Here is a 15,682-nt window from a genome sequence, read left to right as displayed (position 1 = left end):
GTCTTACTTCGTTTTTACAGTGCCAGAGGAGTTCCTTCGCACACTTTCTGCTGTCCTTCTACTATCACTTCATCCCCTTCATTCAAACCGTTCACCACCGTGACATCCGTCGCCGTGAACTTGCCGCACGCCACCACGCGCTTCGATGCCTTTCCATCCGCACCTTTCAGCCACACGAAGTAATTGTTGTGTTCATCCAGCTGAAGCACATTGGCCGGAAGTACGCACGCCTGACTTTTATCGGCATCCTGCAACCAGACTTCTGTCACCATGCCGGGAAGCAGTCCCGTATTCTTCGTCTGAATACCGATATTTACTTCATACGACCGTGACAGCGGATTGGCCTGTACACCTTTTTCCGTCACTACGCCTTCCGCCTTTATTCCATTCAGAACCGGTGCCTCTATCACAGCTTTCTGTCCTCTTGCCACGCGCGCGATTTCCGGCTCCGGCACGGATATCCGTACCTTCAGCCGGTCGTCGGATACCAGTTTCAGCACCTGTACACCAGGCACCACGTTCTGTCCGACCTCCAGACTTTTCTCGGCAATGACCCCAGAAAACGGAGCATACAGCTGACAGTCAGTCAGATTCTTCCGGGCCACTGCCTCCATAGACTGAGCCTGCTGCAACTTGCTCTGTACTTCCACCCACTTCATCTCGGCCAGACTTCCTTTTTCATGCAATTCCTTCATACGTTGGTAGGCATCTTCCGCCTGCTTCAAAGCAGCCTTTGCTGCCTGATACGTATTCTGCATCGAAACCTCATCCAGTGTAGCCAGCAATTGTCCCTGCCGCACCCGGCTTCCTAAATCGACCTGTACCGACTTTACTCGTCCCATCAGCGGGAAACTTAATGAACTGCCGTTTTCCTCCTGCACCGTACCTGAAAAACGAACGGCTTCGTTACGTACGGATGATGCTACGGTCATCACTTTGACCTTTACCGGTTCTGCCTGCTGCGGTGCCTGCTCTTTATTTCCACACCCTGACATCACAGTCAGAAACAAACAAACGGCCATCAGATAATTCTTTTTCATAAATTCTAAAATGTTTAGTATGTCTGCAATTTGTGAGCGCAAAGAAAAAGGCATTACATGAAATATCTGGCATACATACTACCTTGGAAGTGTTCTATTTTTCTATCCGGCCTTACTATCTTCCCTATAGCATACTCATCAGGAAAAATAGGACACTAAGAATTGAAAAACATTCTGTTCATTTGCAATCGAATAGATTAATCAAAGTTATGGAGAAAGAAATAGAACTCATCAGAATGTCCAGCACCGAAATCATGGAAAAGGTAGCTGCCTATAAAGACGAACAGATTATCATCTTGAACCAGGTAAATAAAGTAAATGAAACCGAACAGTATTCCTCCATACGGGCTGACTTTTTCCTGGCGATCTTATGTCTGAGAGGAAAAGCGTCCTTATCTCTCAACAACAATTCTTATGAAATCGGTCGGAATGATTTGATGATTTGTCACCCACAAACGCTACTAAAACACGGTACGATAGGTGATGATTTTGAATGCTGCGGATTCTGTCTCTCACCAGAATACGCCAAACGTATTTTTGTGATGTCCACATCCGCAAACAACTGGTACTCACGCCTGTACCTGGAACAGCATCCTATCATTTCCCTGAACGATGAAGAAAGCCAGCTTTTCTGCCAGTACTATAACCTGCTGAATTCCAAACTGACCGGTACCCCTCACCGCCACCAGAAGGAGCTGATCAATGCCCTCCTGCAAGCCTTCATCTACGAGTTTCAGGATGCCATGGAAAAATACATCCAGCTGAAGCCCATTGCATTCAATTCATCCAACAATCTGTTCAATGCCTTCATGGAGCTGCTGATATCTTCCTACCCCAAGGAACGGTCGGTAAGCTACTATGCCAACCGGTTGTTTGTCACTTCCAAATACTTGTCGGCTGTATGTAAAGAAAATTCCGGTGAAACAGCTTCCGACCTCATCACTTGTTATGTCATGAAGGATATAGTGTGCCTGCTGAAATCTCCCGATAAGAGCATCAAGGAAATTGCCAATGAACTCAATTTTGCCACTTTGTCATTTTTTGGCAAATACGTAAAAAGGAATTTAGGACTTTCCCCGAAAGAATACAGAGAGAAATTATCTCAACAAGAAGGAAATGTGCAATAACTTTCTTCATATATATAAAAAAGATGTCCGCCCATCTCACAAAGATGACAGGCGGACATCTCTATTTTTCCACTATCCGGAAATTACTGATGCTGTTCACGCAGCAAATCGTTCACAGTCTTTACCGGATTGAAAGTGCTCAAAGGAACTTCCACGAACACGGTATTCCAGTCGCTCATTGAACCGTTCCACAAGCCCGGCAACTCGAGTGCCTTCAGGTCTTTTCCATTCTTAGACTTGTAAGAAATAAAGCCGGTAGCCTTGTCCACATGTTTCAGCAAGTCGAACTTATTACCCTTGTAGTCGCGAACGGCACATACCAAATCCACCGGATTGAAGTGTGTACCCTTTTCGAACATGGCTTTCTTTTCCGGGTCGTTCATGTCAATCTGCGAGCTTTCCAGAATCTGCAAAGAAATGGTTCCGTCCGGATTATAAGCCAAGAACGGACCACCACCCGGTTCGCCCACATTCTTCACCATACCGCAAACGCGCATCGGACGATTCAGTTTCTTACGCAGATAGATAACCAAATCAGCATCTTCCAGCTCTTTCAAATCCGTTCTGCGGCAACGCAACTTCTGCTGTACGAAGCGGATAATAGTTTCCAGCTGTTCGTGGCTGTAATGTCCGCCATCCAGCAGTTCCAGATATTCAAATGCCTGCTTCTGCAGCGTAACCAATACACCAGCCAACAGTTTCTTGTAAGTCACTGTATCAGCTTTCAAGCGGTCGGGCACCACATTATCAATGTTCTTGATAAATACGATATCGGCATCCAGGTCGTTCAGGTTCTCAATCAAGGCACCGTGACCACCCGGACGGAACAACAATTTACCGTCCTTGTCGCGGAACGGTTTGTTTTCCATGTCGGCAGCCACTGTATCCGTACTCGGTTTCTGTTCAGAGAAACTGATGTGATAAGTCGTACCATACTTAGCCTCATATTCGGCAGCCTTGGCAGCCACCAGTTTCTCGAACAATGCACGATGCTCAGTAGAAACAGTGAAATGTACATTCACTTCCCCACTCTTTCCGGCAGCATACAATGCCCCTTCTACCAGATGTTCTTCCAGCGGTGTACGCACGCCATCTGCATAACGATGGAACTTGAGCAAGCCTTTAGGCAGCGCTCCATAGTTCAGTCCGGCAGACTCCAGCAAGTTAGAAACCACTGCCTTGTAATTATGTTCAGACAACAGGGCATTGATGTTCTTTCCTGTATTATCCAAACAAGCTGCATTCAAGTCATTATAGAATGCAAAATCATGAATGTGATCGAAGAATTTCTTCTCAAAATCGGTAGTAGGTTTGTCATACTCGGCACCCAAGAATTCGAACATATTCTTGAACATACGGCTGGCAGCTCCTGAAGCCGGAACAAACTTGACGATTTTCTTATCGCCTGCCTTGTATGCATCCCATGCGGCAAGATACTGTTCGCATTCTTTCTCATCGGCTTTCATAATACCTCCGTTTTCTACGGAAGCAGCTGCTGAAAGCTTCAAGAATGGAAACCCCTTTTCAAAACAAGCCAACTGTTCGGCAATCTTTTCTTCCGAAATGCCCTTCTTGGCCAACAATTCTTTGTCCTCGTGTGTTAACATAATAACTCTTTATTTAGGTAATGAATTTTCTTCCTGTTTTTAGAATGACGTTCAAAAATATAAAAAATACGGGAAGAGTGCATCATATCAACAGAAAAAAAGTAACTTTACCCACAAACAGCAAAACGAGGAATTATGGAGAACAACGACTTTTTTACACAAGAGGAACACAAACAACTGATTCTACTCTACAAACGACTGCTGCGGTTGTCGAAAGATACATTACAAAAGGATGACTGCCACAAACTGAAAACCCATCTGGTCAAGGTGATGGCAGAAGGTACCATTCCGCGAAATGTATTCCAGATGAATCCCATTATCAAGGATATGCAGACGGCTGTCATCGTGGCCGAAGAAATCGGCATGCGCCGCGCATCGATTCTGGGAATCATGCTCCATGAATCCGTGAAATACAATCTTTGCAGTCTGGAATCGGTCAAAGAGGAATATGGAGAAGACGTGGCCGGCATCATACGGGGACTCGTCAAAATCAACGAACTGTATTCCAAAAGCCCCATCATTGAATCGGAAAACTTCCGCAATCTGCTTCTGTCGTTTGCCGAAGACATGCGGGTCATCCTGATTATCATTGCCGACCGTGTGAACCTGATGCGGCAAATCAAGGACAGCCCCAACGAAGAAGCTCGTCTGGAAGTGGCCAACGAAGCAGCCTATCTGTATGCACCGCTGGCCCACAAGTTGGGATTGTATAAACTGAAATCGGAACTGGAGGACTTGTCACTGAAATACACGCAGCACGACGTGTACTATCATATCAAAGAGAAACTGAATGCCACCAAGCAGGCCCGCGACCGCTACATCGAGACTTTTATCGAACCGATACGCAAAAAGCTGGAAGATGCCGGACTGAAGTTCCACATGAAGGGACGTACCAAGTCCATCCACTCCATCTACCAGAAGATGAAGAAACAGGGATGTCCTTTCGAAGGCGTGTACGACCTGTTTGCCATCCGCATCATTCTTGATTCTCCGCTTGAAAAGGAGAAACAGGAGTGCTGGCAGGCTTATTCCATCGTGACGGACATGTATCTGCCCAACCCCAAACGTTTGCGCGACTGGCTGTCCGTGCCGAAAAGTAACGGATATGAGTCACTGCACATCACCGTGATGGGACCGGAAGGGAAATGGGTGGAAGTGCAGATTCGTACGGAACGCATGGACGAAATTGCCGAAAAAGGTCTGGCAGCCCACTGGAGGTATAAAGGTATAAAGGGAGAAAGCGGCTTGGATGAATGGCTGAATTCCATCCGTGAGACGCTGGAAAACTCCGACAGCGACATGGAGGCCATGGACCAATTCAAGCTGGATTTATATAAGGACGAAGTATTCGTATTTACTCCCAAAGGCGACTTGTACAAACTGCCGCAAGGGGCTACCGTGCTCGACTTTGCCTTCTCTATCCACTCCAACCTGGGATGCCGGTGTACGGGAGCCCGCGTCAACGGAAAAAACGTACAGCTCCGCCAGAAACTGAACAGTGGCGACCAGGTGGAAATCATGACTTCGAACACGCAGACACCGAAGCGTGACTGGCTGACTTTTGTCACCACATCGAAAGCACGCAACAAGATACGTCAGGCCCTGAAGGAGATTGCAGCCCGTCAGACACAGTTTGCCAAGGAAACGCTGGAGCGTAAATTCAAGAACCGGAAGCTGGAATATGATGAGGCCATCCTGATGCGTCTGATTCGGAAACTGGGCTTCAAGACCGTGACTGACTTCTATCAGAGTATTGCCAACGAATCGATGGACGTGAACGACATCATCGACAAGTACCTTGACATGCAGAAACGGGAAACCGAACAGCGCGAAGAAATCAGCTACCGCAGTGCGGAAGGCTTCAACATGCAGCAGCCCACCGACGCGAAGGACTACAAGGATGACGTGCTGGTCATCGACCGGAACCTGAAAGGACTCGACTTTACGCTGGCCAGATGCTGTAACCCGATTTACGGCGACGAAGTGTTCGGATTCGTCAGCATCAACGGCGGTATCAAGATTCACCGTTGCGACTGCCCGAATGCCAAGGAAATGCGTTCCCGCTTCCCCTACCGCATCGTGAAAGCCCGCTGGGCCGGAAAGAGCCAGGGCAAACAGTATCCGATTACCCTCCGTATTATCGGACATGACGACATCGGCATCGTGACAAACATCACGTCTATTATTAATAAGGAGAACAACATCCTGTTGCGCTCCATCAGCATCGACTCGCACGACGGATTGTTCTCGGGCATGCTGACAGTGACCGTAGACGACAATGCCAAGCTTGAATCGCTGATAAAGAAGATTAAAACGGTGAAGGGCGTGAAGCAGGTAAACCGATAACAACACTTCAAGTTTGTTAATTAAACTGCACAAAAGTAACAGTTTCACACAAAAGTAGTATCTTTGCGAAGTTGTCAAAAGTAAGGATTAAAATCAAAGAAAATGAAGAAAATTTTATTTACAACCTTATTATGTGTCATGAATGTATTGTTTGTCATTGCTCAGGGAACGGCAGAAATTACATTCGAAAAGACCTCATACAACTTTGGCTCTTTCTCTGAAAGCAGTCCGAAAGTAACTTGCAAATTCAAATTCAAGAATACAGGCGACGGCCCGCTGGTAATTCATCAGGCCATTGCTTCTTGCGGATGCACCGTACCTCAATATCCGAAAGAACCCATCAAACCGGGAGAAAGCGGTGAGGTGACAGTCACTTACAACGGTGCCGGCAAATTTCCGGGACATTTCCGCAAGACCATCACCCTTCGCACCAACTCCAAGAACGAAATCACTCGTCTGGTAGTAGAAGGTGACATGACCCCGGCATCGGCCGACATCAATCAGTAACGATTCATCATTTTTCATACTTGACAGGAGAAACATTTTTGCGATGCTTCTCCTGTTTTTTTATGCCCGAAAAAGCACATGGAAAAACGCCTTTGTGTTTCATTTCAAACGCAAGTACATTTTACTTAAAACACAAGTGCATTTGATTCCAAACGTAAGGACGTTTTCTTTCAAACGCAAGTGCGTTTTCCGATGGCACAAAAATGAGCCCACTTTTGAATGAATATAAAGGATTTTTACTACTTTTGGACACCCTTAAGAATATTAATCAAATCAAAATGTAATATTATTCATGAAAGAGACACAAGAAAAACCGACGGGACTGCCCGAAAACGCATTCCGTCCGCTCAAACCGGGAGAGAAATACGAACCCCTCATGTCTCCCGGAAAAACGTATCCTGAAGTTAACTTCTGGTCAGTGACATGGGGACTCGTCATGGCCGTTATTTTCTCGGCTGCCGCTGCCTATTTAGGGTTGAAAGTGGGCCAGGTGTTCGAAGCTGCCATCCCTATTGCTATTATCGCTGTGGGTATTTCCAGCGCCACCAAACGCAAAGGCGCACTGGGTGAAAACGTCATGATTCAGTCCATCGGTGCCTGCTCAGGCGTCATCGTGGCGGGTGCCATCTTTACCCTGCCGGCCCTCTACATCCTGCAGGAAAAATATCCGGAAATGACGGTCAACTTCATGCAGATGTTCATCAGCTCCCTGCTGGGTGGTGTGCTGGGCATCCTGTTCCTGATTCCCTTCCGTAAATATTTCGTAAAAGACAAGCATGGCGAATATCCTTTCCCGGAAGCTACGGCCAGCACCCAGGTGCTCGTGTCGGGTGAAAAGGGAGGCGACCAGGCCAAACCGCTGCTTATGGCCGGATTGGTGGGTGGTCTTTATGACTTCATCGTGGGAACGTTCGGCTGGTGGAACGAGAACTTCACAAGCCGCATCTGCGGATGGGGCGAGACTATTGCCGACAAGTTCAAACTGGTATTCAAGATTAACACGGGAGCTGCCGTACTGGGACTCGGCTACATCGTCGGACTGAAATATGCGGCCATCATCTGTGCCGGTTCACTGGCCGTATGGTGGATTATCGTACCGGGCATTTCCTTGTTCTGGGGCGACCAGGTGCTGAATGCCTGGAATCCGGATATCACGACAGCCGTAGGAGACATGTCACCCGAACTTATCTTTAAGGAATATGCCAAGAGCATCGGTATCGGAGGTATTGCCATGGCCGGCATCATCGGTATCGTGCGTTCATGGGGCATCATCAAGAGTGCAGTCAGCCTGGCTGCCAGTGAAATGAAGGGCAAAAAGGCCGAAGAAAACGTGGAACGTACCCAAAAGGATTTGTCCATGAAAATCATTGCCTTCGGTTCGTTGTTCACCCTGCTGCTCGTAGTACTCTTCTTCTATTTCGATGTAATGCAAGGCAACATCCTGCATACCGTGGTAGCCATTCTGCTGGTAGCAGGAATCTCCTTCCTGTTTACCACCGTAGCAGCCAATGCCATCGCCATTGTAGGAACGAACCCGGTATCGGGCATGACGCTGATGACCTTGATTCTGGCTTCTGTCATCATGGTGGCAGTAGGACTGAAAGGTGCCACGGGCATGGTAGCTTCACTGGTAATGGGTGGCGTGGTCTGCACCGCATTGTCCATGGCCGGCGGTTTCATTACCGACCTGAAAATCGGTTACTGGCTGGGGAGCACACCCAAGAAACAGGAAAGCTGGAAATTCCTCGGCACACTGGTTTCCGCAGCTACTGTAGGCGGCGTGATTATGGTGCTGAATGATTCTTACGGATTCACCAGCGGACAACTGGCTGCTCCGCAGGCCAACGCCATGGCAGCTGTCATCGACCCGCTGATGAACGGTGTAGGTGCTCCATGGCTGCTCTACGGCATCGGTGCAGCACTGGCATTGGTACTGACTTTCTGCAAGGTACCTGCCCTGGCCTTCGCACTGGGTATGTTCATTCCATTGGAACTGAACCTCCCGTTGCTGGTGGGTGGAGCCATCAACTGGTACGTGACTTCACGCAGCAAGGACGAAGCTGTCAACAACGCACGCGGTGAGAAAGGTACGCTGCTGGCATCCGGATTCATTGCTGGAGGTGCCCTGATGGGTGTAGTGAGTGCCATCATGCGCTACTGCGACATCAATCTTATCCACGAAGAATGGCTGGCTAACCCGATGAGCGAACTGGTGTCACTGGTAGCTTATCTGCTGCTGATTACTTACCTGGTAAAAGCCAGCATGAAACTGAAAAAATAATCTCTAATATATCACACACATGAAAACACTGCTACTAATGGGCCTGCTACTTATGTCGGGCACGCTCTTCGCACAACAGCCGATTGAAATGAAGGTATGGCCCAACGGTGCCCCTAATGACAACGGCATCACAGAAGAAAAGAATGGAGATACCGATTCTCCAAGTTATACAAAAGAAGCCATTCTCTACGTCTATCCGGCTAAAAAAGGGAACGGAATGGCCATCGTAGCCTGTCCGGGAGGAGGATACTCACATCTGGCCATGGCCCACGAAGGGAAAAGCATGGCCGACTGGTTCAACAGCCAGGGCATTACGTATGCCGTGCTCCGCTACCGCATGCCCAACGGACACAATGAAGTGCCTCTGAGCGATTCACAACAGGCTCTGCGCATCATGCGCCAGCACGCTCAGGAATGGAATGTAAAAAAACTGGGCATCATGGGTTCTTCAGCCGGAGGACATCTGGCCAGCACCACCGCCACTCATTTCACCGATGCGGAAACTCGCCCGGATTTCCAGATTCTTTTCTACCCGGTCATCACCATGGACCCTGCTTACACTCACATGGGTTCTCACGACAACCTGCTGGGAAAAAATCCCTCAAAGGAACTGGAACAGAAATATTCCAATGAATTGCAGGTTACTCCGCAAACACCCCCTGCCTTCATTCTGCACAGCAGCGATGACACGGTAGTACCGGTGGCCAACAGCGTGAACTACTACACAGCCCTCGTCAAGAACAAAGTTCCTGCCAGCCTGCACACTTATCCGATAGGAGGACACGGCTGGGGATACCACGACAGCTTCCCCTACAAACGCCAATGGACGGGCGAACTGGAGAAATGGCTGCGCGAAATCAACAAATAATTAGCGCAACTCTTTGTAGAACAAAAGAAAAGTTGTACCTTTGCACCCGCTAATACGGGTTATTAGCATAATTCAAATCATTTACATTAAAAACTAAATTAAAAAATGGCAACTAAAATCAGATTGCAAAGAAACGGACGCAAAGGATATGCGTTCTATTCAATTGTTATTGCAGATGCAAGAGCACCACGTGATGGTAGATTTACTGAAAAAATTGGTACTTACAATCCGAACACCAATCCTGCCACAGTAGATTTGAATTTTGAACGTGCATTACACTGGGTAATGGTAGGTGCACAGCCTACTGACACAGTACGCAACATCTTGTCTCGCGAAGGTGTTTACATGAAGAAACACTTGCTGGGCGGTGTAGCTAAAGGCGCATTCGATGAAGCACAGGCTGAAGCTAAATTCAACGCTTGGAAAGAAAACAAACAGTCAGGTCTGGCTGCTTTGAAGGCTAAGGAAGAAGAAGCTAAGAAAGCTGAAGCTAAAGCACGTCTGGAAGCTGAAAAGAAAGTAAACGAAGAAATCGCTAAGAAGGTAGCTGAAAAGAAAGCTGCTGAAGCTGCTGCTAAGGCTGAAGCTGAAGCTGCTGCAAACGCAGAAGAAGCTCCTGCTGCTGAAGAAGCTCCTGCTGAAGCTTAATTTTCTTCTACAAAAAAATCTCTGGAAAGACTCGATATCTGTTTCTTTCCAGAGATTTCTTTTATCCGGACACTAGCAATAGAAATATTTGTTTTTCAGTTTTCTATTCTTAATTTTAGTCGGAGCCATATATAATATTTTGCCCCGAGACTACCCGAAACCCAAAACAGAAAAGTTCTACAAAAGAAAAACACATCCTATCTGCTTTCTGCACAGTTCTTTATCACCTCTCCATTCTATCAAAGAACACAATGAAACCATTAAGCAAACATACCAAGAAAATTATTTTAGTAAGCGTAGCAATATGCATTTTCCCACTTACAATGATTTTGATTCTGGCATGCCATATTTACGTAGAACTCGTCAGTCGTAACCACACATATGCATTTGTTTCCAAAATCCCGGAAAGAAAAATCGGACTATTGTTAGGGACCAACCCGATAAGCAGATATACTAAAAGACGAAATCCATTCTATTATAATCGCATCAATGCTACCGTAGATCTCTACAAAGCTGGTAAAATAAAGAAGATACTCATCAGCGGGGATAATCGTCATAAATCATACAGTGAACCAGACCTGATGAAAGGAGATCTCATCAAACAAGGGATTCCAGAACAAGACATCCACTTGGACTATGCCGGCTTCCGTACACTTGATTCTGTAGTCAGGGCTGTCAAGGTATTCGGACTGTCAGAGTTTACGGTCATATCTCAAAAGTTCCATAATGCACGCGCCATCTGCCTGGCAAACTGGCAAGGTGTAGATGCCATAGGATTTAATGCAAAAGATATTTCTTTCCGAAAAGGAATAAAAGTACAGTTGCGCGAACTACTTGCACGTACAAAACTTGTTTGGGACATCCTTACAGACAAACAACCTCATTTCTTAGGAGATCCGATTAAAATAAACTAGCCTGACCTCCACACCTGCTTGTAAAGACACAAAGAGATTTATATTTAAAGTGTAAAGGTTTTGTTGTAATTTTACACTCCAAACGAAAATACTCTTTTTATGCATACCAAATACACCAATGGAGAAATATGGAAAGTGGCCTACCCTATCCTGATCAGTCTGATTATGGAACAGCTTATCGGTATGACGGATACGGCTTTCATGGGACGTGTAGGCGAAGTAGAACTGGGAGCTTCGGCCATTGCCGGAGTGTATTATCTGGCTATTTTCATGATGGGATTCGGCTTCAGCATCGGTTCGCAGATACTGATTGCCCGCCGCAACGGGGAAGGCAACTTCCGGATGATCGGTTCCATCTTCTATCAGGGAATTTATTTCCTGCTGGCCATGGCACTGATCATGTTCACCCTTTCCCGGCTGTTTTCTCCCTGGATATTGTCGCACGTGGTGGCCTCCCCACGCATCTGTGAGGCGGCAGTGAGCTACATCAACTGGCGTGTATTCGGATTCTTCTTTTCGTTTGTAGCCATCATGTTCCGTGCTTTCTTTGTAGGTACCACACAAACCAAGACACTCACGCTCAACTCTATCGTCATGGTAACATCGAACGTGGTGTTCAATTATATACTGGTATTCGGGAAATTAGGATTTCCGGCATTAGGTATTGCCGGAGCAGCCATCGGCTCTTCACTGGCAGAACTGGTGTCCATGCTCTTTTTCATTGTCTACACCACACGGAAAGTAGACTGCACCAAATACGGACTGAACCAACTGGTAAGTTTCCGATGGACAGAACTGAAACGCATCATGAGCGTATCACTGTGGACCATGATACAGAATGCGGTCTCTATCAGTACCTGGTTTCTGTTCTTTATCTTTATTGAGCATTTGGGCGAACGCTCACTGGCCATCACCAACATTGTACGTAACGTATCAAGTATCCCGTTTATGACCATTACGGCCTTTGCTTCCACCTGCAGTTCCCTGGTCAGCAACCTGATTGGCAGCGGAGAAGCGCGCTACGTCATGCCCACCATCCGGCAGCATGTGCGACTCTGCACCTGCATTGTTTGGCCCGTTATTCTGTTAATAGCCTGTCTGCCTACGTATATACTCCGCATCTACACCGACATGCCCGACCTGGTAGAAGCCGCCGTCCCTACCCTTTGGGTACTCTGCTCCAGCTACCTCTTCCAATGCGCCGGATTCATTTTCTTCCAGTCCGTATCCGGTACGGGTGATACCCGCTCTGCCTTCCTGCTGGAAATAGTAGCCCTGACCTGCTACCTGATTTTTATTGTCACGGTTATTCTTCTTCTGAAAATGGATGTAGCCGTATGTTGGTTCGCTGAACACGTGTATGCCGGAGCTATCGGTCTGCTGAGCTATCTCTACCTGAAAAAGGGAAGCTGGCAAAGGAAGCAAATTTAAGGATATAAAAAAGCCAACTAATTCACATGCAAATCATTGCGTATTAGTTGGCTTTTTTATATCTCTAGATATTCCCCCGTAAATAAGGTTTGGCAGCCCCAACAGGGGAAATTCCGATATAATGCTTTTATAACAGGATACCAATCAACGACATGATAATGTGCTATATTTCATAAGTTGTCTTTCATCACCTTTTTTTCCGAAATCTGATTGTCTACAGGAAGTTCTCCCATCCCTTTCTCCTGAGGAAGTTTCAACGTATAAAGGGCAGCATTCAGTTTACGGATCTGGTCACGTTTCAGTTTTCCCGGATTATAGACGAAACCTTCTACTACGATAATCCGACCGTTCGTACGGTCCACACGAACATGTGAAACGAAAGGACCTCCCATAGCATCGTTCTCCATCTCCCACAAACCGCGTACTTCATATGCATAATCACCCTGCACTGCAATGTTTCGAGCTTCTACAAAAATGGAATCAGCAGTCACCATATACATACCTTCTTTTGCTCCCGGAATGTGGGCTTTCATCACAGAATCTCGTTTCTCTATGAAATATGCCTTTGTAAAAGTTTCCTTGCTGGTATACGGATAAGTGTAGATAACAAAGTTCAAATCATTCAGGTTGCTGGAAGCCCACAAGAACTGTTGACCCACCTTGTACGAAGCCAGTTCTACCGGCATCCATATATCACAGTCAAACAAACTTTGCACCTTGGCAGACAAGACATCATTATGCTTCTTCTCCAACAATTTTACTTCCCGGTTCATTTCTGCACGGGTAAAGAAATCAATTATCACCTGTCCATTCTTGGATACATATTCGGCAAACTCTTCCTGATTCGGCGACTGGATAGTCATAATCATTTGTGGAGAAGAATACGCGTCACGGGTATACTTGAATTTAGTCTGAGTATAGATAGCCTGAATATCCACAATAATGATGTTGCGGAACAGACGGGTACTACGGTCAAAATACTCCGGGCGAACTCTCGAAATCCGGAAAGAACGTTCCGGTTGGGGCAATCCCGGTACATCGGTATCAAGTACATGGAAAAGCGCACTATCCGGACTGTTCCAACATTTGTCATCAGCGACCACCAACACCTCATAAGGGCGACCACTGGACACCGGAGTAACAATACTTTTACCATCCTTCTGACAAGAAGCAAACACCGATACAACGAATATAAGACTTAAATAAAAGACAAAACGTTTCATAAATTCTAAAACTAAGTTTTCAAATACAGACTAATTACACGGATCAATTCTAAAAACCATTCATGAGATTCAGTTTAAGCATATATCCTTCACGTAATGCCTGCTTGATATCATATACTACTCCTTCAGAAGCATCTGAAGGTACCTTCAATGACACAGAAAAGTTTTCAGCCTTATTTCCCTTACACCACTGCTTGATTTTCGAAGAAAGTTCATCCAGTGAAAAATCCTCCAACTCACCTACTATCACATTATCTTTCAAAAAACGGACTTCATATCCCGGCAACGGAACACTCTTATCGGCCACACCTGCCGGTACATCCGCATATGCTTTCGGGGAAGCATAATAGAAACGGGGAATCAGACATTCATTCACTAATTCCTGAGGATAAGTTTTCGAAAGCTCCCGTCTGACCTCATCATACGCTTCTACCAATTTCTGCTTGGCGGCAGTAATAGCTCCCATCTTCGCATTGCGGTCTGCTACAATACGGACAACAATAGGAAACATTTCCTCTTTCTGTTCAGAATACAATTTGACGAAAGAGTCTTTCAACTGCTTCTTGGTCTCGTCCATCATAGTTTCATAATCAACAAGCTTCTTCTTTGAAATAGGCTTTTCAGGTCCGAAAAGAAACTGATTCCGCTGGTTACAATACAATTCCAACACATACGCCTTTTCCGACGAAATATGATCCAGCATCAGGTTGTCTGTATTCTGCTGCTGTACTGAATACCCGGATTTTTCTTTTCCCTGATTCTTTGTTTGAAGAGCTGCGCCATAATCCGCCACCGTTTCTTTTACTTCCGGCCTCGCAAAGGCATACACGACCCCTGCAGCCAAAGGTACGGCTAACAAAACACGTAGCCGGACCCACTTACTGTTTCTTCTTTTCGACATCATAGATATACGTTTTTTAAGTGAACTGTGAGTAAAACCGCAAGCCATAGAGTAGAGCCTTGAGCCCACTGCTTTTCTCACCAATAATAATTGATATGTTTTTATATCGACGCCTTGATTCAACACACCTTCATCAGCTTGATACTCATGAACACCATTAAGTTCATACCTCAGTTTCCACACCAACGGATTCCACCAATGAAAGATTAGGATAAACTGTATCAACAGATTGTCATAACAATGCCCATACCGACAATGCATCTCCTCATGCAAACGGACCGGAGAATATTTTTCATACTCCTGACTGTTCATGACGATATACGTTCCCCAGCTAAAAGGACGGACAGGAATATCGTACAACACCCATCGAAATCCATTACATTCTTTATATTCCTGCCGACTTATCCAACGGAACAGACGGATATAGCCTACAACCCATTGCAAAAGAATGAAGACACACCCCGACAGATAAACTGCCATCGATAACACAAGCCAACCCCAATAATCGGTTTCCTTCTGAGTAGTCTTCACCATGCCGGTAGCGGAAGCAGATACTACATCAACAGGCTGTTTCCATTCCTCCATAAGTATAAAAGGAGACTGCACTAAGGGTTCATGCTCTAATTCCAGAGAAACAAAAGGCAATAACAGACAAGTCAGCATTCCGCCCACCAGCACCCATCGGTTCAAAGAAAAGCGAGTGGTCGAAGCACAAAGCAACTTATAGAATCCATAAAGCAATGTCAGGCAGAAAGAGCTTTTCAGTAGATAGATTAAAAAGGCTACCAT

The 15,682-nt window shown here is 46.2% G+C and carries 12 protein-coding genes; 8 read left to right on the top strand and 4 right to left on the bottom strand.

Translation table 11 applies throughout. From position 1 onward, the window contains the following. Positions 1–14 precede the first annotated feature (14 nt). Entirely contained in the window at positions 15–1,040 is a 1,026-nt protein-coding gene (locus BACPLE_RS15145; RefSeq protein ID WP_050792104.1) for an efflux RND transporter periplasmic adaptor subunit, read from the bottom strand. A 209-nt stretch (positions 1,041–1,249) separates the two neighbouring features. Here BACPLE_RS15145 and BACPLE_RS15140 point away from each other — a divergent pair, with 209 nt between their 5' ends. Continuing rightward, on the top strand, positions 1,250–2,167 hold the full coding sequence (locus tag BACPLE_RS15140; protein ID WP_007563531.1) for an AraC family transcriptional regulator: 918 nt from the start codon (positions 1,250–1,252) through the stop codon (positions 2,165–2,167). Positions 2,168–2,250: 83 nt separating this feature from the next. On the opposite strand, the gene BACPLE_RS15135 is transcribed toward BACPLE_RS15140, so the two are convergent. Then, positions 2,251–3,774 (bottom strand): DUF4301 family protein, encoded by a 1,524-nt coding sequence (locus BACPLE_RS15135; RefSeq protein ID WP_007563529.1) that lies wholly within the window; start codon positions 3,772–3,774, stop codon positions 2,251–2,253. Between the two features lie 135 nt (positions 3,775–3,909). Here BACPLE_RS15135 and BACPLE_RS15130 point away from each other — a divergent pair, with 135 nt between their 5' ends. From BACPLE_RS15130 to BACPLE_RS15100, 7 genes are all read left to right on the top strand, one after another. Continuing rightward, positions 3,910–6,120 (top strand): RelA/SpoT family protein, encoded by a 2,211-nt coding sequence (locus BACPLE_RS15130; RefSeq protein ID WP_007563527.1) that lies wholly within the window; start codon positions 3,910–3,912, stop codon positions 6,118–6,120. A gap of 102 nt (positions 6,121–6,222) precedes the next feature. Beyond that, positions 6,223–6,627, top strand: coding sequence for a DUF1573 domain-containing protein (locus BACPLE_RS15125; protein ID WP_007563525.1), 405 nt, complete (start codon positions 6,223–6,225; stop codon positions 6,625–6,627). A 292-nt stretch (positions 6,628–6,919) separates the two neighbouring features. Next, entirely contained in the window at positions 6,920–8,908 is a 1,989-nt protein-coding gene (locus BACPLE_RS15120) for an OPT family oligopeptide transporter (RefSeq protein WP_007563521.1), read from the top strand. Between the two features lie 19 nt (positions 8,909–8,927). Next, positions 8,928–9,776: an alpha/beta hydrolase gene (locus tag BACPLE_RS15115; RefSeq protein ID WP_007563518.1), complete on the top strand. Its 849-nt coding sequence runs from the start codon at positions 8,928–8,930 to the stop codon at positions 9,774–9,776. 105 nt (positions 9,777–9,881) lie between these two features. Further along, on the top strand, positions 9,882–10,424 hold the full coding sequence (locus BACPLE_RS15110) for a 30S ribosomal protein S16 (protein WP_007563517.1): 543 nt from the start codon (positions 9,882–9,884) through the stop codon (positions 10,422–10,424). Between the two features lie 251 nt (positions 10,425–10,675). Further along, complete coding sequence (locus BACPLE_RS15105) at positions 10,676–11,338, top strand: SanA/YdcF family protein (protein WP_007563514.1); 663 nt, start codon at positions 10,676–10,678, stop codon at positions 11,336–11,338. Positions 11,339–11,437: 99 nt separating this feature from the next. After that, a complete protein-coding gene (locus tag BACPLE_RS15100) occupies positions 11,438–12,769 on the top strand; it encodes an MATE family efflux transporter (protein ID WP_007563510.1) in 1,332 nt (443 codons plus the stop codon). A gap of 170 nt (positions 12,770–12,939) precedes the next feature. On the opposite strand, the gene BACPLE_RS15095 is transcribed toward BACPLE_RS15100, so the two are convergent. Both BACPLE_RS15095 and BACPLE_RS15090 read right to left on the bottom strand, forming a co-directional pair. Beyond that, positions 12,940–13,992: a DUF4837 family protein gene (locus BACPLE_RS15095; protein ID WP_007563508.1), complete on the bottom strand. Its 1,053-nt coding sequence runs from the start codon at positions 13,990–13,992 to the stop codon at positions 12,940–12,942. 49 nt (positions 13,993–14,041) lie between these two features. Further along, positions 14,042–15,682, bottom strand: coding sequence for a M56 family metallopeptidase (locus BACPLE_RS15090; protein ID WP_040313328.1), 1,641 nt, complete (start codon positions 15,680–15,682; stop codon positions 14,042–14,044).

The organism is Phocaeicola plebeius DSM 17135 (assembly GCF_000187895.1).
Lineage (GTDB): Bacteria > Bacteroidota > Bacteroidia > Bacteroidales > Bacteroidaceae > Phocaeicola > Phocaeicola plebeius.
This window is presented reverse-complemented; position numbering and strand designations above follow the sequence as displayed.

Coding starts and splice junctions, on each gene's coding strand:
- BACPLE_RS15135 (WP_007563529.1), bottom strand. CDS start 3,774: ATGTTAACACACGAGGACAAAGAATTGTTGGCCAAGAAGGGCATTTCG.
- BACPLE_RS15110 (WP_007563517.1), top strand. CDS start 9,882: ATGGCAACTAAAATCAGATTGCAAAGAAACGGACGCAAAGGATATGCG.
- BACPLE_RS15095 (WP_007563508.1), bottom strand. CDS start 13,992: ATGAAACGTTTTGTCTTTTATTTAAGTCTTATATTCGTTGTATCGGTG.
- BACPLE_RS15100 (WP_007563510.1), top strand. CDS start 11,438: ATGCATACCAAATACACCAATGGAGAAATATGGAAAGTGGCCTACCCT.
- BACPLE_RS15115 (WP_007563518.1), top strand. CDS start 8,928: ATGAAAACACTGCTACTAATGGGCCTGCTACTTATGTCGGGCACGCTC.
- BACPLE_RS15140 (WP_007563531.1), top strand. CDS start 1,250: ATGGAGAAAGAAATAGAACTCATCAGAATGTCCAGCACCGAAATCATG.
- BACPLE_RS15130 (WP_007563527.1), top strand. CDS start 3,910: ATGGAGAACAACGACTTTTTTACACAAGAGGAACACAAACAACTGATT.
- BACPLE_RS15145 (WP_050792104.1), bottom strand. CDS start 1,040: ATGAAAAAGAATTATCTGATGGCCGTTTGTTTGTTTCTGACTGTGATG.
- BACPLE_RS15125 (WP_007563525.1), top strand. CDS start 6,223: ATGAAGAAAATTTTATTTACAACCTTATTATGTGTCATGAATGTATTG.
- BACPLE_RS15090 (WP_040313328.1), bottom strand. CDS start 15,682: ATGGTAGCCTTTTTAATCTATCTACTGAAAAGCTCTTTCTGCCTGACA.
- BACPLE_RS15120 (WP_007563521.1), top strand. CDS start 6,920: ATGAAAGAGACACAAGAAAAACCGACGGGACTGCCCGAAAACGCATTC.
- BACPLE_RS15105 (WP_007563514.1), top strand. CDS start 10,676: ATGAAACCATTAAGCAAACATACCAAGAAAATTATTTTAGTAAGCGTA.